This is a genomic window from Streptomyces sp. NPDC107498 (assembly GCF_055582805.1).
This window is the reverse complement of record NZ_JBVJPE010000020.1, coordinates 23,391-48,913: the sequence shown is the minus strand read 5'-3', so window position 1 is coordinate 48,913 and position 25,523 is coordinate 23,391. Positions and strand designations below refer to the sequence as shown.

The following is a 25,523-nucleotide window of genomic DNA, read 5'->3' as shown; positions in this document are numbered from 1 at the left end:
GGCTCAGGCCCACGCTCCCCGGTCGGTGAGCACGCCGCGCAGCGTCTCCAGGTGATCGGTCATGATGCCATCGACACCCAGGTCGAGGAGAGAGTTCATCCGGGCCGGATCGTTCACCGTCCACACGTGGACCTGGAGCCCGCGCGCGTGCGCCTCCCGCACGAACCGGCGGTCGACCACCGGGACCCCGGCCTGGCGCTCCGGGACCTGCGCCGCCACCACCCCGGCCCGCACCGCCGCCGGGATCCCCCAGGAGCGCAGCCGCAGCCCGACCACCCCGCGCACCCCGTACGAGGTGGCCAGCGCGGGCCCGGCCGTCCGCTGGGCCCGCGCCACCCGGGCCTCGTCGAAGGAGCCCACGCAGATCCGGTCCCAGGCCTTCTTCCTGCGGATCAGGTCGATCAGCGGGTAGAGGGCCGACTCCGCCTTGAGGTCCACGTTCCAGCGGGCCTCGGGGAACTCCTCCAGGAGGTCGGCGAAGAGCGGCAGCGGCTCCGTGCCGGCCACGCGGGCCTCCCGCACCGCGGCCCACGGCAGGTCGCGGATCCGGCCCGAGGCGTCCGTCACCCGGTCGAGGGTCGCGTCGTGGAACGCGACGAGCACCCCGTCGGACGTCGTGTGCACATCGGTCTCGAAGTAGCGGTAGCCCGCCGCGGCGGCCCGGCGGAAGGCGGCCGCGGTGTTCTCCAGGCCGTTCGCCGTGCCGCCGCGATGGGCGAACGCGAGGGGGGAGGGGTGGTCGAGGTAGGGGTGGCGTACGCGAGTCACGGCCGCAGTATGGCGCCTTCCGGTGTCCCGGCGGCGACCGAGGAGGGGACGGGGCCCGGCTCGGGAGTGAGGGCGACGCTGCCGGGGACGGATCCGGGGGCGGACGCCGGGCCGGCGGGGACGGGTCCGGGGGTGTGCGGTGTGCCGGCGGGGGCGGGCTCGGGGGCGGGCGCCGCACCGGCGGGGTCCGGCTCCGGGAGGGCGAACCGGCGCAGGAAGAACTGGGCGAGCGGTCCGATCGCGAGCGCGTACAGGACCGTGCCGACGCCGACCGAGCCGCCGAGCAGGAAGCCGGTGGCGACCACCACGACCTCGATCGCCGTCCGCACCAGCCGGATGGAACGGCCGGTGAGCCGGTGCAGACCGGTCATCAGGCCGTCGCGCGGACCGGGCCCGAACCGCGCCGCGATGTACAGACCGGTGGCGACGCCGTTGAGGACGATGCCGAGCGCGAGCAGCGGCACCTGCCCGACCAGGCCGTGGACGTCCGGGACCAGGGTCAGGGTGCCGTCCATCGCCAGACCGACCACGAACACGTTGGAGACCGTGCCGAGCCCCGGCCGCTGCCGGATCGGGAGCCACAGCAGCAGCACCACCGCGCCGACGGCGATCGACACCACGCCGATGGTCAGCCCGGTCTTCTCGGCGAGGCCCTGGTGCAGGACGTTCCAGGGCTCCAGGCCGAGCCCGCTGCGCACGAGCAGCGCCGAGCTGACCCCGTACAGGGTCAGTCCGACGTACAGCTGGACGAGCCGACGGGTGAGGTGCCGGCCGCGGAGGCCGGAGGCGATGGACAAGGGACTGCCCCCAAGGTGGTGGTAGTGGACTGACTCATGACACTCTGTGGCGGGAGATCGGATGTCAACCATGGCCAATTCGAGGAAGGTGGACTGATTTCCATGGCTCAGTGGACTTCAGCGGTCGGACCGGCCCAGCTCGCCCGGCAACTCCAGGCGCAGCAGCCCCGGCCCGCCGGGCCCGGCACCCGCAAGCCGCCCGCCTACCGCGCCCTGGCCGACGGCATCCGGCTGCTCGTCCTGGAGGGCCGCGTCCCGGTCGCCGCCCGCCTGCCCGCCGAGCGGGAACTCGCCCTCGCGCTCACCGTCAGCCGCACCACGGTCGCCGCGGCCTACGAGGCGCTGCGCACCGAGGGCTTCCTGGAGTCGCGGCGCGGCGCCGGCAGCTGGACCGCCGTGCCCGCCGGGAACCCGCTGCCCGCACGCGGCCTCGAACCGCTCCCCCCCGAGGCCCTCGGCTCGATGATCGACCTCGGCTGCGCGGCGCTGCCCGCGCCCGAGCCCTGGCTCACCCGGGGCGTCCAGGGCGCCCTGGAGGAGCTGCCGCCCTACGCCCACACGCACGGGGACTACCCGGCCGGGCTGCCCGCCCTGCGGCAGATGCTCGCCGACCGGTACACCGCGCGCGGGATCCCCACCATGCCCGAGCAGATCATGGTCACGACCGGCGCCATGGGCGCCATCGACGCCATCTGCCACCTCTTCGCCGGGCGGGGGGAACGGATCGCCGTCGAGTCGCCCTCGTACGCCAACATCCTCCAGCTGATGCGCTCGGCCGGCGCCCGGCTCGTGCCCGTCGCCATGGCCGAGGGCCTCGGCAGCTGGGACCTGAGCCGCTGGCGGCAGGTGCTGCGGGACGCGGCGCCCCGGCTCGCGTACGTCGTCGCCGACTTCCACAACCCGACCGGCGCGCTCGCCGACGAGGACCAGCGGCGGCAGCTCGTCGAGGCGGCCCGCTCGGCCGGCACGGTCCTCGTCGTCGACGAGACCATGGCCGAGCTGCACCTGGACGAGGACCTGGAGATGCCCCGGCCGGTCTGCGCCTTCGACCCGGCGGGCGCCACCGTCCTCACCGTCGGCTCGGCCAGCAAGGCCTTCTGGGCGGGCATGCGCATCGGCTGGGTCCGGGCCGCGCCCGACGTCATCCGCTCCCTGGTGGCCGCGCGCGCGTACGCCGACCTCGGCACCCCCGTCCTGGAGCAGCTCGGCGTGAACTGGCTCATGCGGACCGGTGGTTGGGAGGAGGCCGTGGGCCTGCGCCGCGAGCAGGCCCGGGAGAACCGGGACGCGCTCGTCGCCGCCGTCCGCCGGGAGCTCCCGGAGTGGGAGTTCGCGGTCCCGCGCGGCGGTCTGACCCTCTGGGTCCGCACCGGCGGCCTGTCCGGCTCGCGGCTCGCCGAGGCGGGGGAGCGGGTCGGCGTCCGGGTGCCCTCCGGCCCCCGCTTCGGCGTCGACGGCGCCTTCGAGGGATTCGTCCGACTGCCCTTCACGGTCGGCGGCCCGGTCGCCGACGAGGCGGCCGCCCGGCTGGCCGCCGCGGCCCGCCTGGTCGAGTCCGGCGCCGGCAGCGGGGGAGCGGAGCCGCCCAGGTCGTTCGTGGCGTAGCCGTGGCGGTTCGCCCGTCCGTGTTCCGCCTGTACGCATGCCTGTCCGTACGAGGGCCCCACGCGTGCGCGTGGGGCCCTCGTACGGATGCGTGATCCGTGTTCCCTCAGCCCTCCGCCGGGACGGGCGCGTGGAACGGGGCCGGGCCGGAGTCCGGTTCGGCGCGGGGCGCCGGCGCCGGTTCGGGCGCCGAGCCGGGGACCGTCTCGACCGCGGCGGCCGAGACCGCGACCGTGTCCTGCACCGCGACCACGGCGGGCGCGGGGGTGGCGGGGGCCGTGGCCTTGACCGTGACGGCGTCCTGCGCCGTGGCCGGGGCGGGGGTCCTGACCGTGAGCGTGTCCTGGGGCGTGGCCGGGGCGGGGGACTTGACCGTGGTCACGGGCGCGGCCGGGGCGGTGACCGCGGGCGGGTCCGCGGGCGCGGCCGGGGCCGGGGTCGCGCGGCGCTCCGGGAGCAGGTCCAGGACGGCCTGCCGCTGCGCCTCGCTCGTCGCGTCGTCGTACGGGTCGGGCGTCGCCGGCACCTGGAGCCGCAGGACCGGACCGGTGCCCAGGCGCGCGTAGCCGCGGCCCGCCGGGACCTCGGGCGTCGGCGTGGTGTGCGGCCGGGCGCCGAGGACGGCCGCGATCTGCTCCGGGGCGGCGGGGCCGAGGACGACCCGGGCGCGGGTGTGGGTCCGTACCGCCTCGCTCAGCGTCTCCGTGCTGTCGAACTGCTCGGCCACCACCACCGTGACCTGCGCCGTGCGCCCGTGCCGCAGCGGCACCTCGAGCAGCTCCTGCGGGTCGGGGCGACCGTCGGCGGCGGCCAGGTGGCCCAGGACGCTCGGCCGGTCGAGCAGGATCCACAGCGGACGGCGGGTGTCCTCGGGCGCGGTCTGCCCGGCCTGCCGGGCCCGGTTCGCGGCGATCAGCCGCCGCTCCGTCTCGTGCGCCGCCCACTCCAGGGCGCCGAGGGCCCCGGAGAGCCCGCACTCGACGGCGAGGACGCCGGCGCGGCCGGTCAGGCAGGCGTACTCGCCGGTGCCGCCGCCCTCGACGATCAGCACGTCCCCGTGGGGGAGGGACTGGAGCGCGATCGAGCGCAGCAGGGAGGTGGTGCCGCTGCCGGGCTGCCCGACGGCGAGCAGGTGCGGCTCGGTGGAGCGGGGGCCGGTGCGCCAGACGACGGCCGGCGCGTCCTCCGTGCCGTCCGCCGAGACGACCGGCACGGTCCGCTGCACGGCGTCGGCGTCGGTGAACCCGAGGACGGTCTCGCCCGGCACCGTGACGAAGCGCTGGGCGGCGATGGTGGTGGGCAGGGCGGGCAGCACGCTCATGACGAGCCGGTTGCCCTCCTCGTCCCAGTCGAAGCGGTACTCGCGGCCGCGCCCCGACTTAGCGTGCAGCAGCTGCTCGATGCGGGCGCGGGCGGCCGGTTCGCCGTCGGTGAAGTACGGGGGGTACGCGATCTTCAGCCGGGTCAGCCGTCCGTCCTCGTCGAAGGCGTGCTCCTCGAAGGCGCCGCTCCACTCGCCGCCGTGGGCGAACAGCGGCGCAGGGTCCTCCGGTACGGAGAAGTACGGCACGAGCGCCTCGTACAGGCCCTTGAGCCGGGCGATCTCCGCGTCGTCGGGCCCGGTCCTCACGACCGGGCGCTCCCGGCCCAGCCAGGCGGCCACGGCCATGAGCAGGACGAGGGCGAGGAGCGGCCCGTAGGGCATGAGGGCGACGACCGTGACGCAGGCCGCGACCAGGAGCAGCGTGGGACCACGCCGCTCCTTCGGGGTCGCGGCCCACCTGGCGCGCGCGGTCGCGGCCAGCTTCCGCAGACCGCGGGAGACCGTGATCAGCGGATGGAGCACGTCGGTGGCGCTGTCGGCGGCCGTGCGCGCGATCTCTCGACTGCGAGCGATCTGTGCGCTGCCGCTGCTCAGAATGCGGGGGAGTGGTCGCCGGGCCACGAAGTACTCCTGAATCGGTGGAAGGGACTGGAGGGCGTCAGAACTTGATCCCGCCCAGGAGGCCGGCGAGGCTCTGGCCACCCGCCGTGATGCTCGGGGCGATGGCGGTGCCCGCGAGGTAGAAGCCGAACAGCGAGCTGACGAGGGCGTGCGAGGCCTTCATCCCGTCCTTCTTGAAGAACAGGAAGCAGATGATGCCGAGCAGGACCACGCCTGAGATGGACAGGATCATTGGTGTTCTCCTGGTTGAGGGGACAGTCACCATGAGTTCTTCCAGATTCACAGCAAGTATCTATGTGATTAAAGGTGCATTGGGGTGAAAAACGGGTGATTTCACTTGACCGGCGTACGCCGGACGCCTCACCGGGTGGCGAAACGCCCGGCGTGCGCTAGGGGCCCCGGGGGCGGGATGACGTGATCTTTGCCTCGGTCGGGCGCGGTCATGTCGCCGGACGGGCAGTACCCTGTCGATTCACTCGTACGGCCGCGCTCGCCGTGCGCAGGCCGGCAACGCAGCAGAGAGGCGGTTCCACCCGATGAGCGAGACTCCGGACCCCGAGGTCGTCGAGCTGGCGTCGAAGGTCTTCGACCTCGCGCGCACGGGTGACGCCGACGCCCTCGCCGCCTACGTCGACGCGGGCGTCCCCGCGAACCTCACCAACGACAGGGGCGACACCCTCGTCATGCTCGCCGCCTACCACGGCCACGCCGCCGCGGTCACCGCCCTCCTCGAGCGCGGCGCCGAGGCCGACCGCGCCAACGACCGCGGTCAGACCCCGCTCGCCGGCGCCGTCTTCAAGGGCGAGGACGCCGTGATCCGCGCCCTCCTCGCCGCCGGCGCGAATCCGGAGGCAGGGACTCCGTCCGCGCTCGACACCGCCCGCATGTTCGGCAAGGACGAACTCCTGGAGCTCTTCGGAGCCAGGTGAACGACGGTTGAACCCCAGGTGGGAGCAGCGTCGTAAATGTGGTCGCGGTGGCGAAATGGGTGGGTCATCATGACGTCGGGCCCGGCAAAACGGGCCACCGACGAGAGGCTGAGGAAGATGGTCACTGGCAGGCGAACGACGACGACGGGCGGCCCCGAATGTTGCCGCACGGCCTAGGCGTACGGGCGATGTACCGCCCGACCGGGCTCCCCCCGGTATCCCCCGGTCGTGTCGACAGCTTGATGTGAGGCGTCTTCCCATGTTCGATCCAGTCATAGCGCCGAGCGGCACCCTGCTCGGCCTGCTGCAGCGGGGCCGCGGCGACGGCACCCTGCACGCGCTCGCCGCGCCACGTGCCGAGGCCCTCGCGGCCCTCAACCACTGCGTTCTCGACGACCCCCGCCACGACTGGCAGGTCGAGAACCGCTCCCTCTACTACGCCCGTCTCTACCTGGACCTCCACGGAGGCCTCGACGAGATCGAGGCGCACCTCCTGGGTGCCGAGGACCACCTCGACACCGAGGAGTCCAGGACCGGGCTCGCGCTCGCCGTCCTCGGGCACCTCGCCTCCTACGGACGCCAGGACGCCCTGCTGCTGCTCCGGCGGTACGCGGCGACCGGCACGAACTGGGCCTGGGCCCTGGACGAGCTGGCCCTCCGCGACGACGACGCCGGACTCCGCGCGCTCGCCCTGCCCGTGCTGGCCCGCTTCCCGGCCGACGCGGACGGCGACGCCGAGCTCGCGCGCACCGTCCGCGACGCCTTCGAGCCCCGCCCCTGGCGGCTGTGGGCCGAGGACCCGCGCGAGGCCGTCGGCGCCCGCGTCAGGGCCGCCCGGGAACAGGGCTCCTTCGACCGCTGGCAGCGCCAGATGCGCCCCGCCGGGCCCCGCCCCGGCTGGAGCGTCCGGGCCGTCCTCGACTGGGCGCAGGAGGGGTACGAGCGCGGAGCCGTCCTCTACGGACCCGCCGCCCGCTGCCTGACCGCCGTCGCCGGCCCCGAGGACCGGCCCGAGGTCCTCGCCGCCGCCCGGCACGGCGCGACGGGAGCCCGGGGCGCCGCCCTGCACCACCTCGCCGAGTCACGGGACCCCGCCGTCCTCGACCTCGTCGAGGCCGCCGCCGACGGCGACTCCCGCGAGGTCGCCGACGCCGCCGTCGCCGCCTACCGGCGGATGTGCGGCGAGGACGCCGTCGCCCGTGCCCGTGCCTGGGTCCGGCGCACCGACGCCCTCGGAACGGCCGCCGCCGAGATCCTCGCCTGCCGGGGCACCGCCCGGGACGCCGGCCTCGTGCTCGGCTCCCTGCGCGACGCCGTGCGCTCCGCGGGCCCCGACGCCCCCGAGCTCGCCCGCCTCGTCGACGGCGCCGGACGCCTCGGCATCGCCTGCGCGGCACCCGTGCTGCGCCACGTCTACCGCGAGACGACCTCCTCCCGGCTGCGCGGCCACGCGGCCCGCGCCCTCGCCGCCACCGACCCCACCTTCGCGACCGGCTTCGCCGTCGAATGCCTCTGGGACTGCGAGGAGACCACCCGCGAGGTCGCCGCCCAGCACGCCGAGACCGGTGACGTGCGCGTGGCCGAACGATTGCGGCGCCTCGCCGCCGACCCGGCCGAAGAGGTCGAGGTCCAGACGGCGGTGCGCAACCGGATAGGGCCGGACCTCCAGGTCTGACCCCGGCTCCGGGGCGACGACAGGTCCGACCACCCCTCCCGGCCCGACCTCGCGCACCCGAGCCACCCGCCACCCGGCCCCCGGGGCGGCGCGGCCCGCGGCGGACAACCCGCCGACCGCGGCCCCGCCCCGGAGGCCGACGTCTCCCCCCCGGCCCAGGGGCCGGCGTCTCCCCGGCCCGGAGACCGGCGTCTCCCCCGGCCCGCCCCCTCGGGGAGCGCCCCGGAGGAAACGCTCATGGGACGTTCCCTCCCCGTCCAGATCCACGTCGGCGGGGGCACGCCGAACACGACGACAACACCCGTATGCGTGTCGTCATCGTCACCGAGTCCTTCCCTCCCGACGTCAACGGTGTGGCGCACTGCGCCCTGCAGACCGCGCGCCACCTCGCCCGGCGGGGCCACGCCCCGCTCGTCATCGCCCCCGCCGTCGCCGACCCGGCCGCGGACGCCGACGCCCCCTGCGCCGTCGTCCGGGTGCCCTCCCTCCCCCTGCCCGGCTATCCGCAGGTACGGGTCGCCCTGCCCAGCCGCCGGGTCGCCGCGGCCATCGCCGCCCACCGCGCCGACCTCGTCCACCTCGCCGGACCGTTCGTCCTCGGGGTGCGGGGGATGACCGTCGCCGCCCGGCTCGGCCTACCCGCCGTCGCCGTCTACCAGACCGACCTCGCCGGCTACGCGCGCACGTACGTCGGGACCGGCGAAGGCGCCGCCTGGCGCCGCCTCCGCGCCGTGCACGGCGCGGCCGACCGCACCCTCGCCCCCTCCTCGGCCGCCGTGCGCGCCCTGGAGGCCCACGGCATCGACCGCATCCGGCTCTGGGGACGCGGAGTGGACACCGTCCGCTTCCGCCCCGGACTGCGCGACACCGCCCTGCGCCGGGAGCTCGCCCCCGAGGGGGAGCTCCTCGTCGGCTACGTGGGCCGCCTCGCGCCCGAGAAGCGGGTGGACCTGCTCGCCGGCGCCTGTGCCCTGCCCGGGGTCCGGGTCGTGGTCGTCGGGGACGGGCCGAGCGGGTCCGCCCTGCGCGCCGCCCTGCCGGGTGCCCGGTTCCTGGGCCGCCGCACCGGCGCCGACCTCGCCCGGGTCTTCGCCTCGCTCGACGTGTTCGCCCACACCGGGCCGTACGAGACGTTCTGCCAGACCGTCCAGGAGGCCATGGCGAGCGGGGTCCCCGTCGTCGCCCCGGCCGCCGGCGGGCCCCTGGACCTGGTCGACCACGGCCGCACGGGGCTGCTCGTCCCCCCGGGCGACCCGCACGCGCTGCGCGGGGCCGTCGCCGCGCTGGCCGCCGCGCCCGGGACGCGCACCGCCTTCGGACTGGCCGGACGGGCCGCCGTCGCGGGACGCACCTGGGAGGCGCTCGGCGACGAACTGATCGGCCACTACCTGGAGGTGCTGCGCGAGCGGACGGCGGTGGCGGCATGAGCGGCACCCGTGCGGGAGGCCCCGCCGGCGACGCCCGCACGGGCCGGGGCGCCGGTCGCGACGGACTCCGGATCGTGCGGCTCGCGAACTTCGTGACGCCCACCTCGGGCGGCCTCCGCACCGCCCTCGACCAGCTCGGCCGCGGCTACCTGGCCGCCGGTCACGAGTCCGTCCTCGTCGTCCCCGGCGAGGTCGCGAGCGACCGCCGCACCGAGCAGGGCCGGGTGGTCACGCTCCCGGGCCCCGTCCTGCCCGGCACCGGCGGCTACCGGGTCCTCGCCGACCGGCGCCGGGTCGGCCGGCTCCTCGACGAACTCGCCCCCGACCGGATCGAGGTCTCGGACCGCACCACACTGCGGTGGACGGGGGAGTGGGCGCGACGCGCGCGCGTGCCGTCGGTCATGGTCTCCCACGAGACCGCGGACGGGGTGCTGCGCACCTGGGGCGTGCCGCCCGTGCTCGCGGCCGACGCGGCGGACCGGCTCAACCGCCGCACCGCCTGGGCCTTCGCGCGGATCGTGTGCACGACGGAGTGGGCGGAGCGCGAGTTCGTACGGATCGGGGCCCGCAACGTCGTACGGGCTCCGCTCGGCGTGGACCTGGACCGCTGCCGGCCCGGCCGCCGCAGCACCGTGCTGCGCGCCCGGCACGCGGGCGGGGAGCGGGTGCTGCTCCTGCTGTGCTCGCGCCTCTCGGTCGAGAAACGACCGGGCACGGCCCTGGACGCCCTGGAGGGGCTGCGGGCCTCGGGGATCGCGGGGACGCTCGTGGTCGCGGGCGACGGGCCGCTGCGGGGCACCCTGGAACGGCGGGCGCGCGAGCGGCGGCTCCCGGTGCGGTTCCTCGGGCACGTGGCCGACCGGGAGGCGCTGGCGGACCTCCAGGCGGCCGCCGACGTGTGCCTGGCCCCGGGGCCCGCGGAGACGTTCGGCCTCTCCGCCCTGGAGGCCCTGGCCTGCGGGACCCCCGTCGTGGTCAGCGCCTCCTCCGCCCTGCCCGAGGTCGTGGGCACGGCGGGGGTGGCCGCCGCCGACACGCCGGGTGCCTTCGCCGACGGGGTGCGGAGCCTCCTCGCGGTCCCGGAGGGAGTCCGCCGCCGGGCCGCACGCACGCGTGCGGAGCTCTTCTCCTGGGACCGCGCCGTCACCGCCTTCCTCCACGCCCACGACGCCCTCCCGGCGGTCCGGCCGCTCCTTCCCGAGGAGGTCCGCCGATGACACCGGGAACGGCACGGGCGGGAACGGCCACGGCCACCGGGCCGACCACGGCGGAACCCGCGCCGCTCGCGCCCGCCGCGCCGGGCGTCCTGGAGGCCGCGGCGCTCGCCGTGGAGCCCGTCCCGACCACCGCGGAGCCCGCGCCGGCCGCCGCGTCCGATACCGCCGATGCCCGGGGCGGAGCTGTCCGGGACGGCGCCGTCCGGGGCGAGCCGCGACCTGCTCCCGCAGCTCCTCCTGCTCGCCGGCGCCGAACTGCGCCACTGGGCCGACGGCTCCGGCACGACACCCCTCGACGCGCGGACGACGCCCTCACGCCCGCGCTCGCGGCCACAATGGGGAGATGAGCGGGCGCTGGGAGTTCTGGATCGACCGGGGCGGCACCTTCACCGACGTCGTCGGGCGACGGCCCGACGGCCGGCTCGTCAGCCGCAAGGTCCTCTCCCACGACCCCGCCCGCCGACAGGACGCGGCCGTCGCCGGCATCCGCCTCCTCCTCGGCCTGGGACCCGACGAACCCGTCCCCGCCGACCGCGTCGCCGTCGTCAAGATGGGCACCACCGTCGCCACCAACGCCCTCCTGGAGCGGCGCGGCGAGCCGACCGTGCTCCTGATCACCGAGGGCTTCCGCGACGCGCTCCGCATCGCCTACCAGAACCGGCCCCGGCTCTTCGACCGGCACATCGTGCTGCCCGAGGCGGTGTACGCGCGCGTGATCGAGGTCCCCGAGCGGGTCGACGCCCGCGGCCGTGTCGTCCGTCCGCCGGACGAGGCCGCCGTCGCCGGAGCGCTCGCCGCCGCGCACCGCGACGGCTTCCGCTCGGCCGCCGTCGTCCTGCTGCACGGCTACCGGCACCCCGAGCACGAGGCCCGGGTCGCGGCGGCGGCCCGCGCCGCCGGCTTCACCCAGATCAGCTGCTCGCACGAGGTCAGCCCGCTCATCAAGCTCGTCCCGCGCGGGGACACCACCGTCGTCGACGCCTACCTCTCGCCGATCCTGCGCCGGTACGTCGACGAGGTCGCCCGCGAACTCGCCGGAATCCGCCTCATGTTCATGCAGTCCAACGGAGGTCTCCGCGAGGCGGCCCACTTCCGCGGCAAGGACGCCGTCCTGTCGGGTCCGGCGGGCGGCGTCGTCGGCATGGCCCGTACGTCGGAGCAGGCGGGACACGACCGCGTCATCGGCTTCGACATGGGCGGCACCTCCACCGACGTGTCGCACTACGCGGGCTCCTTCGAGCGCGAACTCGGCACGCAGGTCGCCGGGGTGCGGATGCGGGCGCCCATGATGAGCATCCACACCGTCGCGGCGGGCGGCGGCTCCGTCCTCCACTACGACGGACGCCGCTACCGGGTCGGCCCCGACTCGGCCGGCGCCGTCCCCGGACCCGCCTGCTACCGCCGCGGCGGCCCCCTGACGGTCACCGACGCCAACGTCATGCTCGGGCGCGTCCAGCCCGACCACTTCCCCGCCGTCTTCGGCGAGACCGGCGACCGGCCGCTCGACGCGGAGGTCGTACGGGAGCGGTTCACCGCCCTCGCCGAGGAGGTCGGCGGCGGCCGCACCCCCGAGGAGGTCGCCGCCGGCTTCCTGGAGATCGCCGTCCTCGACATGGCCAACGCCGTCAAGAAGATCTCCGTGGAGCGCGGCCACGACGTCACCCGGTACGCCCTCACCAGCTTCGGCGGCGCCGGCGGCCAGCACGCCTGCGCCGTCGCCGACGCCCTGGGCGTCGACACCGTCCTCGTCCCCCCGCTGGCCGGAGTGCTCTCGGCGTACGGGATCGGACTCGCCGACGCCACCGCCATGCGGGAGCGGTCCGTCGAGGCCGAGCTCGACGCCGTCGGCACCCACGAGCACGTGACCGCCCTCTGCGCCGAACTCGCCGCCCGCACCCGCGAGGAGCTCCGCGCCGACGGACTGCCGGACGGGGCGATCACCACGCACGCACGCGTGCTCCTGCGGTACGCGGGCACGGACGCGGGCCTCCCCGTCGACCTCGCGCCGCCCGACGAGCTGAGAACCGCGTTCACGGACGTCCACCGGGCGCGCTACGCCTTCACCCTGGACCGGCCGCTCGTCGTCGAGGCCGTCACCGTCGAGGCCGTCGGGAACGCGGGCCCGCACGGGCCCGCCCCCGTCGACACCGCCGAGCGGAGCGGCCCCCTCGTCCCCGTGGCCACCGTCCGGATGCACAGCGCCGGCGCGCTCTACGACGCCCCGCTCCACCGGCGCGAGGACCTGCGTCCGGGCGACGGCGTCGACGGGCCCGCGATCCTCGCCGAGGCCGACGCCACGACCGTCGTCGACACCGGCTGGCGGGCCACCGCGACCGACGGAGGCCACCTCCTGCTGCGCCGCGTCGTCCCCCGCCCCGCGCGCGTGGCCGCCGGCACGGACGTGGACCCCGCCCTCCTGGAGGTCTTCAACAACCTCTTCGTGTCCATCGCCGAGCAGATGGGCGTCCGCCTGGAGAACACCGCGCAGTCGGTCAACATCAAGGAACGCCTCGACTTCTCCTGCGCCCTCTTCGACGCCGAGGGCAACCTGATCGCCAACGCCCCCCACATCCCCGTCCACCTCGGCTCCATGGGGGAGTCCATCAAGGAGGTGCTCCGCCGGCGCGGGGACGACCTGCGCCCCGGCGACGCCTACGCGATCAACGACCCGTACCACGGCGGCACCCACCTTCCCGACGTCACCGTCGTGACCCCGGTGTTCGACGACACGGGGGACGAACTCCGCTTCCTCGTCGCCTCCCGCGGCCACCACGCCGAGATCGGCGGCATCACCCCCGGCTCCATGCCCGCCTTCAGCCGGACCGTCGACGAGGAGGGCGTCCTCTTCGACGACTGGCTGCTGGTGCGCGACGGACGCCTCCGCGAGACCGAGACCCGCGCCCTGCTCACCGGCGCCCGGCACCCCTCCCGCGACCCGGACACCAACCTCGCCGACCTGCGCGCCCAGATCGCCGCCAACGAGAAGGGCATCGAGGAACTGCGCCGCACGGTCGAGGAGTTCGGACTCGACGTCGTCCGGGCCTACATGCGGCACGTCCGCGCCAACGCCGAGGAGTCCGTACGGCGCATCGTCGCCCGCCTGGACGACGGCGCGTACCGCTACGAGACCGACGGGGGCGCGGTGATCCGGGTCGCCGTCCGGATCGACCGCGAACGGCGCTCCGCCCTCGTCGACTTCACCGGCACCTCCGCGCAGCTGCCCGGGAACGCCAACGCGCCCACCGCCGTCGTCACGGCCGCCGTCCTGTACGTCTTCCGCACCCTGGTCGACGAGGACATCCCGCTCAACAGCGGCTGCCTGGCGCCCCTGGAGGTCCGCGTCCCGCCCGGCTCCATGCTCGCGCCCGTCCACCCGGCGGCCACCGTCGCCGGGAACGTCGAGACCTCCCAGGCCGTGACGGGCGCGCTCTACGCGGCCCTCGGCGTCCAGGCCGAGGGCTCCGGCACCATGAACAACGTCACCTTCGGCAACGCGCGCGTGCAGTACTACGAGACCGTCGCGAGCGGCTCGGGCGCGGGCGACGGCTTCGACGGCGCCGACGCCGTCCAGACCCACATGACCAACTCCCGGCTCACGGACCCCGAGATCCTGGAGTGGCGCCATCCCGTCCGGGTCGACGCCTTCGCGGTGCGGGAGGGCAGCGGCGGGCGCGGCCGGTGGCACGGCGGCCACGGCGTGGAGCGGCGGCTGCGCTTCCTGGAGCCGATGACGGTGGCCCTCCTCACCGGCCACCGCAGGGTCCCGCCGTACGGGATGGCGGGCGGAGAGCCGGGTGCCCTCGGCGAGAACCTCGTGGAACGCGCCGACGGCACCGTCGAGCACCTCGCAGGCGCCGCCACCACGGAGGTGGGCCCCGACGACGTCCTGGTCCTGCGCACTCCCGGCGGCGGGGGCTACGGGCCGCCCCCCTGAGCCGCGCCCGCCCCCGTGACCCTCACCGCACCGGCACGAACCGCACCGGCGTCCCCGGGACCGCCTGGGCCGCCGCGCCCAGGTCGGCCTCCCGCACCACCGCGACCACCGGATAGCCCCCGGTCGTCGGATGGTCCGCCAGGAACACCACCGGGCGCCCGTCCGGCGGCACCTGCACCGCGCCCAGGACCATGCCCTCGCTCGGCAGTTCGCCCGGCAGGGCCCGCTCCAGTGCCGGGCCCTCCAGCCGCAGCCCGATCCGGTTGCTCGCCGGCGACACCCGGTACGCGCGCGTGGAGAGGGTCCGGAGCGCGTCGGCGGTGAACCAGTCGTCGCGGGGACCGAGCCGGACGCGCAGGACGAGCTCCGCCGCCGGGCCCGGCCACGGCGGGGCGTCGACCGGCCCCCGTACGCCCGTGTCCGCCCCCAGCGGCAGCACCGCCCCCTCCGCGAGCGGCGCCGGGCCGAGGCCCGACAGCAGGTCGGCGGAGCGGCTGCCGAGCACCGGCGCGACGGCGACCCCGCCGCCGAACGCCACGTACGAACGCAGTCCGCGCACGGCCGCGCCGACCTCCAGGAGCGACCCGGCGCCGACCCGGACCGTCGTCCCCCAGGCGGCCGGGCGGCCGTCCACCCGGACCGGGCACGGCGCGCCGCCCACCGCCACGGTCACCGCGCACCGGGGCCGCAGCGCACACCCGCTGACGGTCGTCTCCAGGACCGCCGCGCCCTCCGCGTTGCCGACGAGCCGGTTGACGAGGCGCCCGGCCGCCGGGTCGAGGGCACCCGACCGGGGCACGCCGAGATGCGCGTACCCGGTGCGCCCCAGGTCCTGGACGGTGGTCAGCGCCCCGGCCCGGACCACGACGACGGTCCGGTCGCTCATCGCCCGCCCCCCGCCGTGAACCGGACCCGGGTGCCGGGCGCGAGCAGCGCGGCCGGGTCCCGCCCGGCGTCCCACAGCACCGCGTCCGTGGCGCCGATCAGCTGCCAGCCGCCGGGGGAGGAGCGCGGGTACACCCCCGTGTACGGGCCGGCCAGGGCGACCGACCCGGCCGGGACGGCCGTCCTCGGCGTGGCCCGGCGGGGCACCTCGTACCGCTCGCCGAGCCCCGTCAGATAGCCGAAGCCGGGCGCGAACCCGCAGAAGGCGACCCGGAACTCGGCCGCCGTGTGGATCCGCACCGCCGCCTCCACGGAGACCCCCCAGAGCGCGGCGACCTCCGCCAGGTCGGGCCCGTCGTAGCGCACCGGCACCTCGACGACCTCGCCCACGCGCGCGTGGAGCGGCGCCGGCTCCCAGCCGGTCAGCTCGGCCGCGAGCCGCTCCGGGTCGTCCACCCCGTCGAGGAGCACCGTCCGCGCCGCCGGCACCACCTCCCGTACGGCGGGCAGCGCACCGGCCGCCCGCCGCCGCAGCAGCTCGGCGTGGAAGGCCCCGGCCGCGTCGCCGTCCGCCAGCTCCACCAGGAGGGCCCGCTCGCCCGCCCTCAGCACCCTCACGCGAAGGCCTCCACGCGCACGCCGGAGGCTTCGAGCCGCTCCCGGACCCGCCGGGCGAGGTCCACCGCGCCCGGGGTGTCCCCGTGCAGACAGAGCGACCGGGCCCGCACGGCGACGGAGCTCCCGCAGTGCGCCGTGACGACCCCGAACCGGGCCATGGACACCGCCCGTTCGACGACCTCGTCCGGATCCGTGACGACGGCTCCCTCCTGTCCGCGTGGCAGCAGGGAGCCGTCCGCCCGGTAGGCCCGGTCGCCGAAGGCCTCGGCGACGACCGGGAGCCCGGCCGCCGCGGCGGCCCCGTGCAGCCGGGACCCCGGCAGGCCGAGGACCGGCAGCGTCCGGTCCGCGAGCAGCACGCCGTCGACGACCGCCGCCGCCTGCTCCTCGTCCCGGACCACCCGGTTGTAGAGCGCGCCGTGCGGCTTCACGTACGAGACCCGCGAGCCCGCGGCCCGGGCGAAGACCTCCAGGGCGCCGATCTGGTACGCCACCTCGGCGGCCAGCTCCGCCGCGGGGACGTCCATCGCCCGCCGCCCGAAGCCGGCCAGGTCGCGGTAGGACACCTGGGCCCCGATCCGCACCCCGCGGGCCGCGGCGAGCTCGCAGACCCGCCGCATGGTGACCGCGTCCCCGGCGTGGAAGCCGCAGGCCACGTTGGCGCTGGTGACGACGGACAGGAGCCGTTCGTCGTCGGTCAGCGTCCAGCGGCCGAAGCCCTCGCCGAGATCGGCGTTGAGGTCGATCGGGACCCGGGTCATGCGGTGCTTCCTCCGAACGCGTCCGTTTCGTCGGGCCGTTCGCCCCGGGAGCGCCGCCAGGTCCGTGTCGTGCCCGTCTGCACCTCGCAGGAGGAGGGGCATGCCGAGGAACCGCGCGGTGCCGTCAAGGTAGAGGATTGTTCAACGATCCGACAAGACGCGTGTTGTCGCTTCCCCGCTTCTGCGGTTGACTCGGCCGCGTCCCGCGGTCCACCCGGCGGCGGACGACGGAAGGGCGGGGCGTTGTGGACGGGAGTGCCGTGGACGTGAGCGGGGCCGGCGGGCTGACGGACGACCGCGTGCTGCTCGGCCGCACGAGCACGGCCGAGCGGGTCGCGGACATCCTGCGCACCCGCATCGCGGAGGGCCACTTCCCACCGGGCTCCCGACTCTCCGAGGAGAGCATCGGCGGCGCCCTCGGGGTGTCCCGCAACACACTCCGCGAGGCCTTCCGGCTCCTCACCCACGAGCGCCTGCTCGTCCACGAGCTCAACCGGGGCGTCTTCGTCCGCGTCCTCGCCGTGGGCGACGTGGAGGACATCTACCGCACCCGGCGGCTCGTCGAGTGCGCCGTCGTACGGGGCCTGGGACAGCCGCCGTTCGCCGTCGAAGCCCTCGCCGCCGCCGTCGCCGAGGGCGAGACCGCGGCCCGCGCCGACGACTGGACGGGCGTCTCCACGGCCAACATCCACTTCCACCGCGAACTCGTCGCCCTCGCCGGCAGCGCCCGCACCGACGATCTGATGCGCGGCGTCCTCGCCGAACTCCGCCTCGTCTTCCACGTCGTCGACGACCCGCGCGCCCTGCACGAGCCCTACCTCCGGAGGAACCGGGAGATTCTGGACGCCCTGCGCGCCGGTGAACGGGCCTCGGCGGAGCGGCTCCTCGCCCGCTACCTCGACGACTCCCGCACCCGGGTCGCCGCCGCCTACGCCCGGGCCGTCGACGGTCCGACGGGCCCCGCCGACTGACGGCGGAGCCCGTACGGGGCCGTCGGAAGGGCCGGTCGTATCTGCGCCGTTTCGACCGTTGTCAGGGTGAGGACCTAATCTGTGCACCGTGACTTCGCCTGCCTCGACGGACCTCGCTCCGCCCCAGCTCAGCGCGGGGCCGCGCCCCGCGCAGGGTCCGGCCGCCGACGAAGGGCTCGCGCGGCGGCTCCGCGCGCTCGCGTGCACCGCCCCGCTGCACGACCTCGACGCCCGCAAGGCGAACCTGGCCGGCGAGTACACGGTCTACGCGATGGCCGAGGTGGCCCTCGCCGCGATCGACCTCATCACGCTGAACATGGACTTCGACACCGGCGCCGACCACGAGCAGATCGTCGCCCGCCTGCTGCCCCGCGTCGCCGCCCAGGCGCCCACCCGCCCCGCCGCCGAGCACGAGCGCGTCGCCCGCTGGGTCCTGGAGAACCTGATCAACGTCGGCAGCGTCGACCGCGGCTTCCGCGCCGTCTACGGCACCTTCGGCACCGACGGGGTCTACGTCCGCCGGGACTACGACTTCAAGCTCATCGAAGAGGTCCCGGGCTACGGCGGCGGGGTCTACCTCCGCACCACCGACGAAGCGGTCAACGTCCTCGTCGGAGCCCTCGACACCGACGTCACCAGCGCCCAGATCGCCGCCGAGGTGAAGCTGGAGGTCCTCATCAACCGGGGCCGCCTGGCCGACGCCCAGCTCGCCGCCGAGCAGGCGCGCTACCGGACCGTGCAGTACGCCGAGACCCTCCGCAAGACCCTGGAGGCCACCCGGCGCAACGTCCGCGCCGTCGACTGGCTCCACACCGTCCCCGACATGATCGCCGAGGCGCTCGACCACGTGGCCGACCGCTACCGCCACGAGAACGCCATCCTCACCAACATCCGCAGGGCCCGCGACGAGGCCGAGGCCACGAACGACGCGAGGACCGCGGAGCACAAGCGGCGCGCCGCCGAACTCGTCGACATAGTCAAGGACTGCATCCGCCGGCACACCCAGCTCCAGTCCCGCCTCCTCGAAGCCGGGCCCCTCTTCCGCGCCGAGCAGGACCGGCAGGCCTTCGCCGCCCCCACCGCGTACACCGGACTCGACCTGTACGGTCAGCTGGTCGCCCCCGTCCTGCCGCTCCCCGTCGAGCAGGCCACCCGCGTCACCGACGCCTTCTTCGCCCACGGCACCGGACTGCGCACCCCCGCCTCCGTCCGCGTCGGCGACCTCGTCGACCTGCTCCTCACCCCGCCCGTCGAGCGCGAGCACCTCGGCGCGGAGATGCCCGAGCCGGACCTCATCGCCACCCCCGACGACTCCCGCTTCAGCGAGGAGCAGCTCGCGAGCGCCATGCGCCTGCTCGACCTGGAGCACGACGCCCCGCGCCGCCTCTCCGGGCTGCTCGCCGAGGCCCGCCGCCTCGACCCCGACCTTCCGTACCTCGTCGCCCTCCTCGCCGTCCACGCGGCGAGCCCCCCGGTCGGCACCGCCTACCGCCAGGGCGAGGAGCGCCTCCTCTTCGCCGTCGACGACGGCACCCCGCTCGACGACCCCGAGTTCGGCGGCGCCGACCTCGTCGTCGGCACGGCGATGCTCGACGCGGCCGGCATGGCCGCGGACCGCACGGAGGCCTCGTGACCGTCGTCCCCCCGGCCCCCGCCACCGACCCGGCCCTCCCCGACGCGCCGACCCCCACCGACGGCCCCGCTCCGGTGCCGGAGACCGGGTCCGCGGGCGAGCCGCTGCCGGATCCCGAGCCGGAGACCGAGCCCGTGCGTGAGTCGGAGCCTGTGCCCGTGCCCGACCCTGAGCCCGGGCCCGTACGTGAGTCGGAGCCCGTGCCCGACCCTGAGCCCGGGCCCGTGCGTGAGTCGGAGCCCGTGCCCGACCCTGAGCCCGGGCCCGTACGTGAGTCGGAGCCCGTGCCCGAGCCCGTACGCGAGGCCGTGCCCGACCCTGAGCCCGAGCCCGTACGCGAGCCGGAGCCCGAGGCCGTGCCCGGGCCCGGGCACGACCGGGAGGCGCCCGCGGCCGCCGGGCGGCCGCGGTTCGGGACCGTGTCGGTGCCGGAACCGGCCCGGACCCCGCCCGCGCGACGCCGGGACCTGCCGTCGGTGCGCGCCGTGCGGCTCACGGACGCACCGCCCGCGCCCGCCGACCGCCCCGGCCCCGCCGCCGCACCGGCGGCCGTCACCCCCGTCCCGCTGCCCGTGCCCCGACCCGCCCCCCGCGCCGTACCGACCGAGAGCCGTACCGAGGAGCCCCAGCCGTGAGCGAAACCCACGCCGAGTACACCGACGCGTGGAGCGAGCAGGAGCCCCCGCAGCCCCCGGCCGCGTCCACCGCCCCCGCCGTCACCCCCGCGGACGCCGCCGACGCCGCCCGGCTCGTCTCCTTCGGCCTCCAGCCCAAGCTGCTCCCGGCCCGCGACGCCGAGTACACCGAGCTCCTGCGCCGCTACCGCGAGGACCCCGCCTTCGCGCGCCTCGCCGACGCCGTCGCCACCGGCCTCGGACTCGTCGTCCTGGAGGTGTCCCCGCGCGCCGGCATGGCCGTCACCGCGGGCGAGGACTCCGTCTTCGCCGTCCGCATGGGCGACTACGCCCGCCGCGCCTCCACGGACTCCGCCGACCGCTTCCTGCACGGCCTCGCCCACCTCGCGGTCGCCGCCATGGCCTTCCCCCGGCCCGAGGACCTCGCCGACGACGCCTACATCGGCCGGCTCACGGTCAACGGCGTCGACGCCTTCGTGCGCCAGGCCTGCCTGCGCCTCGAACAGCGCGCCGAGGAGCAGGGCGAGAACACCGACCCGGCCTCCGACGCCCCCGGCCTGGAGGCCGCCTGGCGGACCTACGCCCGCCGCAGCGCCACCGGAGCCACCAAGGACGCCCGCCGCCTCGCCGGTTCCACCACCGGCATCGTCGGCAAGGCCGCAGCCTTCCTCACCGACTCCGGCTTCCTCCAGCGCACCGGCGACGAGGGCGGCGGCTCCTACCGCACCACCGCCCGCTACCAGCTCCAGGTCCGCGACATGGCCGGCTCCGCCGCCATGGCCGAGCTCCTCGACCTCGGCGTCGTCCCCGTCAGCGACGGCTCCGCGACCCTCCTGCCGCCGCCCGAGGGCGACGACCTGGAACTCGCCGCCGACGCGGGCCTGCCGTTCCATGCGTGACCACCCCGCGTGACCTCCCCGCGCATCCGACCTTCCTGAGCACGACGAGCACGAGAGTCCCTCGCCATGTACGAGCTGTCCCGGGTCCGCCTCTACTCCATCGGTCCCGCCGGTGCGCGCTACGCCGACACCGTTCTGGACCTGCGCGGAGTCGGCGCACCCGTGCCCCACCCCGCCCCCGCCCAGGCGGAGTTCTTCGAGGAGGAGCCGGCCGGCCCGCCGCGCCGTCCGGCCCCCGCGGGCGTGCTCTTCCTGGAGAACGGCGGCGGCAAGTCCGTCCTCCTCAAGCTGATCTTCTCGGTCATGCTCCCCGGTCACCGCAACACCCTCGGCGGCGCCAGCTCCGGCGTGCTGCGCAAGTTCCTCCTGGCCGACGACTGCGGCCACGTGGCCCTGGAGTGGCAGCACACCCTCACCGGCGAACTCGTCGTCGTCGGCAAGGCCAGCGAGTGGCGCGGCCGCCAGGTCTCGAACGACCCGAGGAAGTTCGCCGAGGCCTGGTACTCCTTCCGCCCCGGCCCCGGACTCAGCCTGGACAACCTCCCCGTCGCCGAGGCGACCTCCGTCCGCCCGTCCGTCGAGGGCGCCTCCGGCGCCACCGGCCGCCGCCGCACCATGAAGGGCTTCCGCGACGCGCTCACCGAGGCCGGGAAGGCGTACCCGCACCTGGAGGTGGTCTGGGAGGAGATCCACGACCGCTGGAACGAGCACCTCGGCGACCTCGGCCTCGACCCCGAACTCTTCCGCTACCAGCGCGAGATGAACGCCGACGAGGGCGAGGCCGCCGGCCTCTTCGCGGTCAAGAAGGACTCCGACTTCACCGACCTGCTGCTGCGCGCCGTCACCGACACCCGTGACACCGACGGCCTCGCGGACCTCGTCGGCGGCTTCGGCAACAAGCTCGGCCGCCGCGCCGAACTGACCGCCGAGCGCGACTTCACGGCCGGCTCCGTCGACCTCCTCGGCCGGATCGTCGAGGCCGCCGGGACCCGCGCCCACGCGCGCGAGGTCCACGCGGGCGCCGAGCGCCGCACCCGCACGCTCGCCCGCCGGCTCTCCGCCCGCGCCGCCGAGGAGCGCGCCCGCGCCGCCGAACTCGCCCAGCAGGTCACCTCGGCCGGGCACGCCGTGGCCGAGGCCGAGACGGCCAGGAGCCGCAGCTCCCTCATCGCCGCCGAACTCGCCTACCGGCACGCCTCCCTGGCGCTGACCGCCGCCGAGAAGGGCGCCGCCGCCCAGCGCCGCGAACTCACCGACGCCCGCACCCTGCACTCCGCCTGGCAGGCGGCCGAGGCCGTGCTCCGGCACCGGGCCGCCGGCGACCGCTCCGCGCGCGTGGCCGCCGCCATCCGCGAGGCCGAGCGCGACGCCGCCCCCGCCCTGGCCGCCCGCGCCGAGGCCGCCGCCGACCTCGTACGGGCCCTCGCCGCCGCCGCCGAGGAGGGCGAGCGCCACGCGGCCGAGGAGGAGGAACGCTCCACCGCCCTCCAGGACGCGGGCGAGACCGCCCACCGGGACGCCACCGCCGCCGCCACCGAGGCCCAGCGGGCCCGCAGCGAGGCCGGCCACCTGCGCCAGCGGCTCGCCGAGGTCGAACAGGAGACCGCCGAGGCCGTCCGGGCCGGCTGGCTCGACGACACCGCCCCGGACGCCGACCCGGCCCGCGCCGCCCTCGCCGCGAGCGACGCCGAGAAGACGACCGTCGCCGCCTGGGACACGGCCCGCGAGGCCGCCCGCACCGCGGCCGAACGCGCGCGTGAGACCGCCGGCGCCGAATCCCGCGCCGAACTCGCCGCCGCCCGCGCCGCGGACGCCGCCGAGGCCGCCGGGAACGCCTACGACGCGGAGCGCCGCGCCGCCGAGGCCCTCGCCTCCGAGGAGCGCCTCGCCGAACTCCTGAGCCTGCCCTCCTCCGGGTCCCCCCTCCCGGGCCAGCGCGCCGCCGGCCCCGAAGCCGGGGCTCCCGAGGAGGACGAGGGCTCGGGGACCGCGCCCCAGGGACCGCTCACCGTCACCGAGTTCGACCGGTACGCCGACGAGCTGCGCGGCCTGCTCGACCAGGCCGTCGCCTCCGCCGAGAGCCGGCTCTTCGAGCTGCGCACCGCCGCCGCCGACGACTCCCGCATCCTCGGCGCCCTCGGCGACGGCGGCCTGCTGCCGCCCGGCCCCGACGTCCTCGCCACCGTCGAGTACCTCGGCGAGCACGGCATCCCCGCCCTCCCCGGCTGGCGCTACCTCGCCCAGGCCGTCGACCCGGCCGACCACGCGCGCGTGCTCGCCGCCCGCCCCGAGCTCGTCGACGGCGTCGTGATCACCGACCCCGTCTCGTACGGGCGCGCCCGCGAGGTCCTCGGCACCGCCGCCCTGCTGCCCCGCTCCGCCGTCGCCGTCGGCACCGCCGCCGCCCTCCTCGCCCCCGTGCCCGCGAGGGAGCCGGCCGGGGACAGCGGCGTTTTCCTCGTGCCGCCGAACCCGGCCATGCACGACGAGCACGCGGCCGACGAGGAGCGGCACGCGCTGCGCGCCCGCGCCGCCGCCCGCGACGAGGAGATCCGCACCCTCGCCGCCCGCCTCGCCGGCGACCGCGCCCTCGCGTCCCGGATCGGCGCCTGGCGCGCCGACTGCCCCTTCGGGATGCTCGCCGAGCTCGCGTCCGTCGCCACGACCGCCCGCGAGACCGCCGAGGCCGCGGCCGCCGCCCTCGACGAAGCCCGCGCGGCCCGTACGGAGGCCGACGAGACCGCCGCGGAGGCCGCCCGGCTCCGGGACGAGCGACAGGAGGCCGCCCAGCGGGCCCGCCGGGTCGCCGACGCGCTCGCGGGCCTCGCGTTCCGGCTGCGCGAGCGGTCCGCCTGGCAGGCGAAGCTCCGCGAGCTCGCCGACGAGGCCACCGAGGCCGAGGCCCGCGCCCAGACCTGCCTGGAGCGCGCGCGTGCCGCCGACGAGGACCGCCGCGCGGCCCAGCGCGCCGCCGACGACGCCCACCGCACCGCCCGCGCCCTGCGGGCCGAACGCGCCGAGATCGCCGGCGCCCCCGACACCCTCCCCGAGGTGGACCCGGCCGCCCCCCGCGCGGCGCTCCCCACCCTCCGCGAGGCCTACCGGGCCGCGTCCCAGCTGTACGAGAAGGTCGGCGTCGGCGCCGACCTGCGCGCCGAGCAGGCCCGCGCCGAGAGCGACGAGTCCGCCGCCCTCGCCGAGCTCGACCGCCTCACCAACAAGGTCCGCACCCGCGCCGAACAGCTCCTGGAGTCCACCGACGGCGCCGACGGCCCCTCCCGGCAGGCGGCCGTCGCCCGCGCCGAGGCCCTGGTCCAGATGCTGGAGACCCGTGCCTCGGAGGCGAGCGAGAAGCTCGGCCGGCTCCGCGGCGAGGCCGAGCGCCTGGCCCCCGAGGACGGCGGGGCGCACACCGAGCTGCCCGAGGAACTGGTGCCCGCCGACGCCGAGCGGGCCCAGGCGCTGCTCCGTACCGCGACCGCCGAACTCGCCTCCCGCACCGACGCCCTGGAGGCGGCACGGGCCGCCCATGCCGGACTGCTCCGGGACCACAGGACCGCCGAGGACGCGGCCGGCGGCTTCGACGAGACGGCGGCCCTGCTGCGCGACCTGCTCCGCGACCACGCGGACGAGGAGCGGGAGGAGACCGAGCCGTACCCGGGCAGCCTGGAGGAGGCCCGCACGACGGCCGGCGAGGCGCGTCGCGCCCTGCGCGCCTGCACCGCCGAGCTGTCCGCCGCCGACGCGGCCGTCCGCGAGGCGAGCGACATCCTCGTCCGGCACGCCAACTCCACCCGCTACGAGCAGGTCCGCACCCCCGCCCGCCAGCAGATCCGCGAACTGCCGGCGTCCGCGCTGCCCGAGCACGCCGCCAAGTGGGCCGAGGCCTTCGCGCCCCGGCTGCGGGTCCTCACCGACGAGCTGGAGCAGCTGGAGCGCAACCGGGACTCGATCGTGGACCGGCTGCGGGGCCTCGTGGAGTCCTCGCTCGCGACGCTCCGCTCCGCCCAGCGGCTCTCCCGGCTCCCCGAGGGCCTCGGGGAGTGGTCGGGCCAGGAGTTCCTGCGGATCCGCTTCGAGGAGCCCGACCAGGCCACGCTCGCCGAGCGGCTCGGCGAGGTCGTCGACGAGGCGACCCGCGCGGCGGTGAGGAAGAACTCCGATCTGCGGCGCGACGGGATGTCCCTGCTGCTCCGGGGCGTCCAGGCGGCGCTCGAACCCAAGGGCGTCTCGGTCGAGATCCTCAAGCCGGACGCGGTGCTGCGCGCCGAGCGGGTCCCCGTCGGGCAGATGGGCGACGTCTTCTCCGGCGGCCAGCTGCTCACCGCGGCCATCGCCCTGTACTGCACGATGGCGGCGCTCCGCTCCAACGACCGGGGCCGCGACAAGCACCGGCACGCGGGCACGCTGTTCCTCGACAATCCGATCGGCCGTGCCAACGCCACGTACCTCCTGGAGCTCCAGCGGGCCGTGTCGGACGCGCTGGGCGTCCAGCTGCTCTACACGACGGGCCTGTTCGACACGACCGCGCTCGCCGAGTTCCCGCTGGTGATCCGGCTGCGCAACGACGCGGACCTGCGGGCCGGCCTGAAGTACATCAGCGTGGAGGAGCACCTGCGCCCCGGGCTGCCGCAGCCGACCGCGGAGGGGGAGACGATCCACGGCGAGATCACGGCGACGCGGATGTTCCGCCGCCACCAGCCCGACGACACGACTGCGACGGTCGAGGTGTAGGCCCGGGTCCCGGTTCGGACGACGGTGAGCGGCCCACCCCCTTCGAAGGGGGTGGGCCGCTCACCGTCGTCCGAACCGTTTCGGCGCCCT

General features: G+C 76.3%; 18 protein-coding genes. 11 read left to right on the top strand and 7 right to left on the bottom strand.

Annotated features, from left to right (window positions below):
• Positions 1-3 precede the first annotated feature (3 nt).
• Together ACZ66Z_RS28935 and yczE are read right to left on the bottom strand one after the other, a co-directional pair.
• Positions 4-768 (bottom strand): glycerophosphodiester phosphodiesterase family protein, encoded by a 765-nt coding sequence (locus ACZ66Z_RS28935; RefSeq protein WP_469938305.1) that lies wholly within the window; start codon positions 766-768, stop codon positions 4-6.
• Positions 765-1,565: a membrane protein YczE gene (yczE, locus tag ACZ66Z_RS28930; protein WP_469938304.1), complete on the bottom strand. Its 801-nt coding sequence runs from the start codon at positions 1,563-1,565 to the stop codon at positions 765-767. Before yczE ends, ACZ66Z_RS28935 begins: the two co-directional genes overlap by 4 nt.
• A 102-nt stretch (positions 1,566-1,667) precedes the next feature.
• On the opposite strand from yczE, the gene ACZ66Z_RS28925 reads away from it, so the two are divergent.
• The gene (locus ACZ66Z_RS28925) at positions 1,668-3,170 is read left to right on the top strand and encodes an SCO1417 family PLP biosynthesis transcription factor (protein ID WP_469938303.1); all 1,503 of its coding nucleotides are present in this window, start codon (positions 1,668-1,670) and stop codon (positions 3,168-3,170) included.
• 106 nt (positions 3,171-3,276) lie between these two features.
• Here the strand turns inward: ACZ66Z_RS28925 and ACZ66Z_RS28920 are convergent, their stop codons facing one another.
• Positions 3,277-5,115 (bottom strand): hypothetical protein, encoded by a 1,839-nt coding sequence (locus ACZ66Z_RS28920; protein ID WP_469938302.1) that lies wholly within the window; start codon positions 5,113-5,115, stop codon positions 3,277-3,279.
• A gap of 37 nt (positions 5,116-5,152) precedes the next feature.
• Positions 5,153-5,347 carry a hypothetical protein gene (locus ACZ66Z_RS28915; protein WP_030691317.1) on the bottom strand — a complete coding sequence of 65 codons (195 nt, stop codon included), beginning with the start codon at positions 5,345-5,347 and terminating at the stop codon, positions 5,153-5,155.
• Positions 5,348-5,651: 304 nt separating this feature from the next.
• Here ACZ66Z_RS28915 and ACZ66Z_RS28910 point away from each other — a divergent pair, with 304 nt between their 5' ends.
• From ACZ66Z_RS28910 to ACZ66Z_RS28890, 5 genes are all read left to right on the top strand, one after another.
• Positions 5,652-6,044, top strand: coding sequence for an ankyrin repeat domain-containing protein (locus tag ACZ66Z_RS28910; RefSeq protein WP_469938301.1), 393 nt, complete (start codon positions 5,652-5,654; stop codon positions 6,042-6,044).
• A 259-nt stretch (positions 6,045-6,303) separates the two neighbouring features.
• Positions 6,304-7,719, top strand: a complete 1,416-nt coding sequence (locus tag ACZ66Z_RS28905) for a HEAT repeat domain-containing protein (RefSeq protein WP_469938300.1) — start codon at positions 6,304-6,306, stop codon at positions 7,717-7,719.
• A 305-nt stretch (positions 7,720-8,024) separates the two neighbouring features.
• Entirely contained in the window at positions 8,025-9,146 is a 1,122-nt protein-coding gene (locus ACZ66Z_RS28900) for a glycosyltransferase family 4 protein (RefSeq protein ID WP_469938299.1), read from the top strand.
• The gene (locus tag ACZ66Z_RS28895) at positions 9,143-10,363 is read left to right on the top strand and encodes a glycosyltransferase (protein WP_469938298.1); all 1,221 of its coding nucleotides are present in this window, start codon (positions 9,143-9,145) and stop codon (positions 10,361-10,363) included. The genes ACZ66Z_RS28900 and ACZ66Z_RS28895 overlap by 4 nt, the downstream gene beginning before the upstream one ends.
• A 343-nt stretch (positions 10,364-10,706) precedes the next feature.
• Positions 10,707-14,297: a hydantoinase B/oxoprolinase family protein gene (locus ACZ66Z_RS28890; protein ID WP_469938297.1), complete on the top strand. Its 3,591-nt coding sequence runs from the start codon at positions 10,707-10,709 to the stop codon at positions 14,295-14,297.
• A 22-nt stretch (positions 14,298-14,319) separates the two neighbouring features.
• On the opposite strand, the gene ACZ66Z_RS28885 is transcribed toward ACZ66Z_RS28890, so the two are convergent.
• Genes ACZ66Z_RS28885 through ACZ66Z_RS28875 form a run of 3 tightly spaced genes read right to left on the bottom strand, consistent with a single transcriptional unit; the run spans position 14,320 to position 16,561 of the window.
• Entirely contained in the window at positions 14,320-15,183 is an 864-nt protein-coding gene (locus ACZ66Z_RS28885; RefSeq protein ID WP_469938296.1) for a 5-oxoprolinase subunit C family protein, read from the bottom strand.
• Positions 15,180-15,800, bottom strand: a complete 621-nt coding sequence (locus ACZ66Z_RS28880; protein WP_469938295.1) for a 5-oxoprolinase subunit B family protein — start codon at positions 15,798-15,800, stop codon at positions 15,180-15,182. The genes ACZ66Z_RS28885 and ACZ66Z_RS28880 overlap by 4 nt, the downstream gene beginning before the upstream one ends.
• On the bottom strand, positions 15,797-16,561 hold the full coding sequence (locus tag ACZ66Z_RS28875) for a LamB/YcsF family protein (protein ID WP_469938294.1): 765 nt from the start codon (positions 16,559-16,561) through the stop codon (positions 15,797-15,799). The genes ACZ66Z_RS28880 and ACZ66Z_RS28875 overlap by 4 nt, the downstream gene beginning before the upstream one ends.
• 260 nt (positions 16,562-16,821) lie before the next feature.
• On the opposite strand from ACZ66Z_RS28875, the gene ACZ66Z_RS28870 reads away from it, so the two are divergent.
• From ACZ66Z_RS28870 to ACZ66Z_RS28850, 5 genes are all read left to right on the top strand, one after another.
• Complete coding sequence (locus ACZ66Z_RS28870; protein WP_469938293.1) at positions 16,822-17,532, top strand: GntR family transcriptional regulator; 711 nt, start codon at positions 16,822-16,824, stop codon at positions 17,530-17,532.
• A gap of 88 nt (positions 17,533-17,620) precedes the next feature.
• The gene (locus ACZ66Z_RS28865; protein WP_469938292.1) at positions 17,621-19,165 is read left to right on the top strand and encodes a hypothetical protein; all 1,545 of its coding nucleotides are present in this window, start codon (positions 17,621-17,623) and stop codon (positions 19,163-19,165) included.
• Between the two features lie 284 nt (positions 19,166-19,449).
• Complete coding sequence (locus ACZ66Z_RS28860; protein WP_469938291.1) at positions 19,450-19,800, top strand: hypothetical protein; 351 nt, start codon at positions 19,450-19,452, stop codon at positions 19,798-19,800.
• Positions 19,797-20,699, top strand: a complete 903-nt coding sequence (locus ACZ66Z_RS28855; RefSeq protein WP_469938290.1) for a hypothetical protein — start codon at positions 19,797-19,799, stop codon at positions 20,697-20,699. The genes ACZ66Z_RS28860 and ACZ66Z_RS28855 overlap by 4 nt, the downstream gene beginning before the upstream one ends.
• 66 nt (positions 20,700-20,765) lie before the next feature.
• Positions 20,766-25,433, top strand: coding sequence for a hypothetical protein (locus ACZ66Z_RS28850; RefSeq protein ID WP_469938289.1), 4,668 nt, complete (start codon positions 20,766-20,768; stop codon positions 25,431-25,433).
• Positions 25,434-25,523 lie beyond the last annotated feature (90 nt).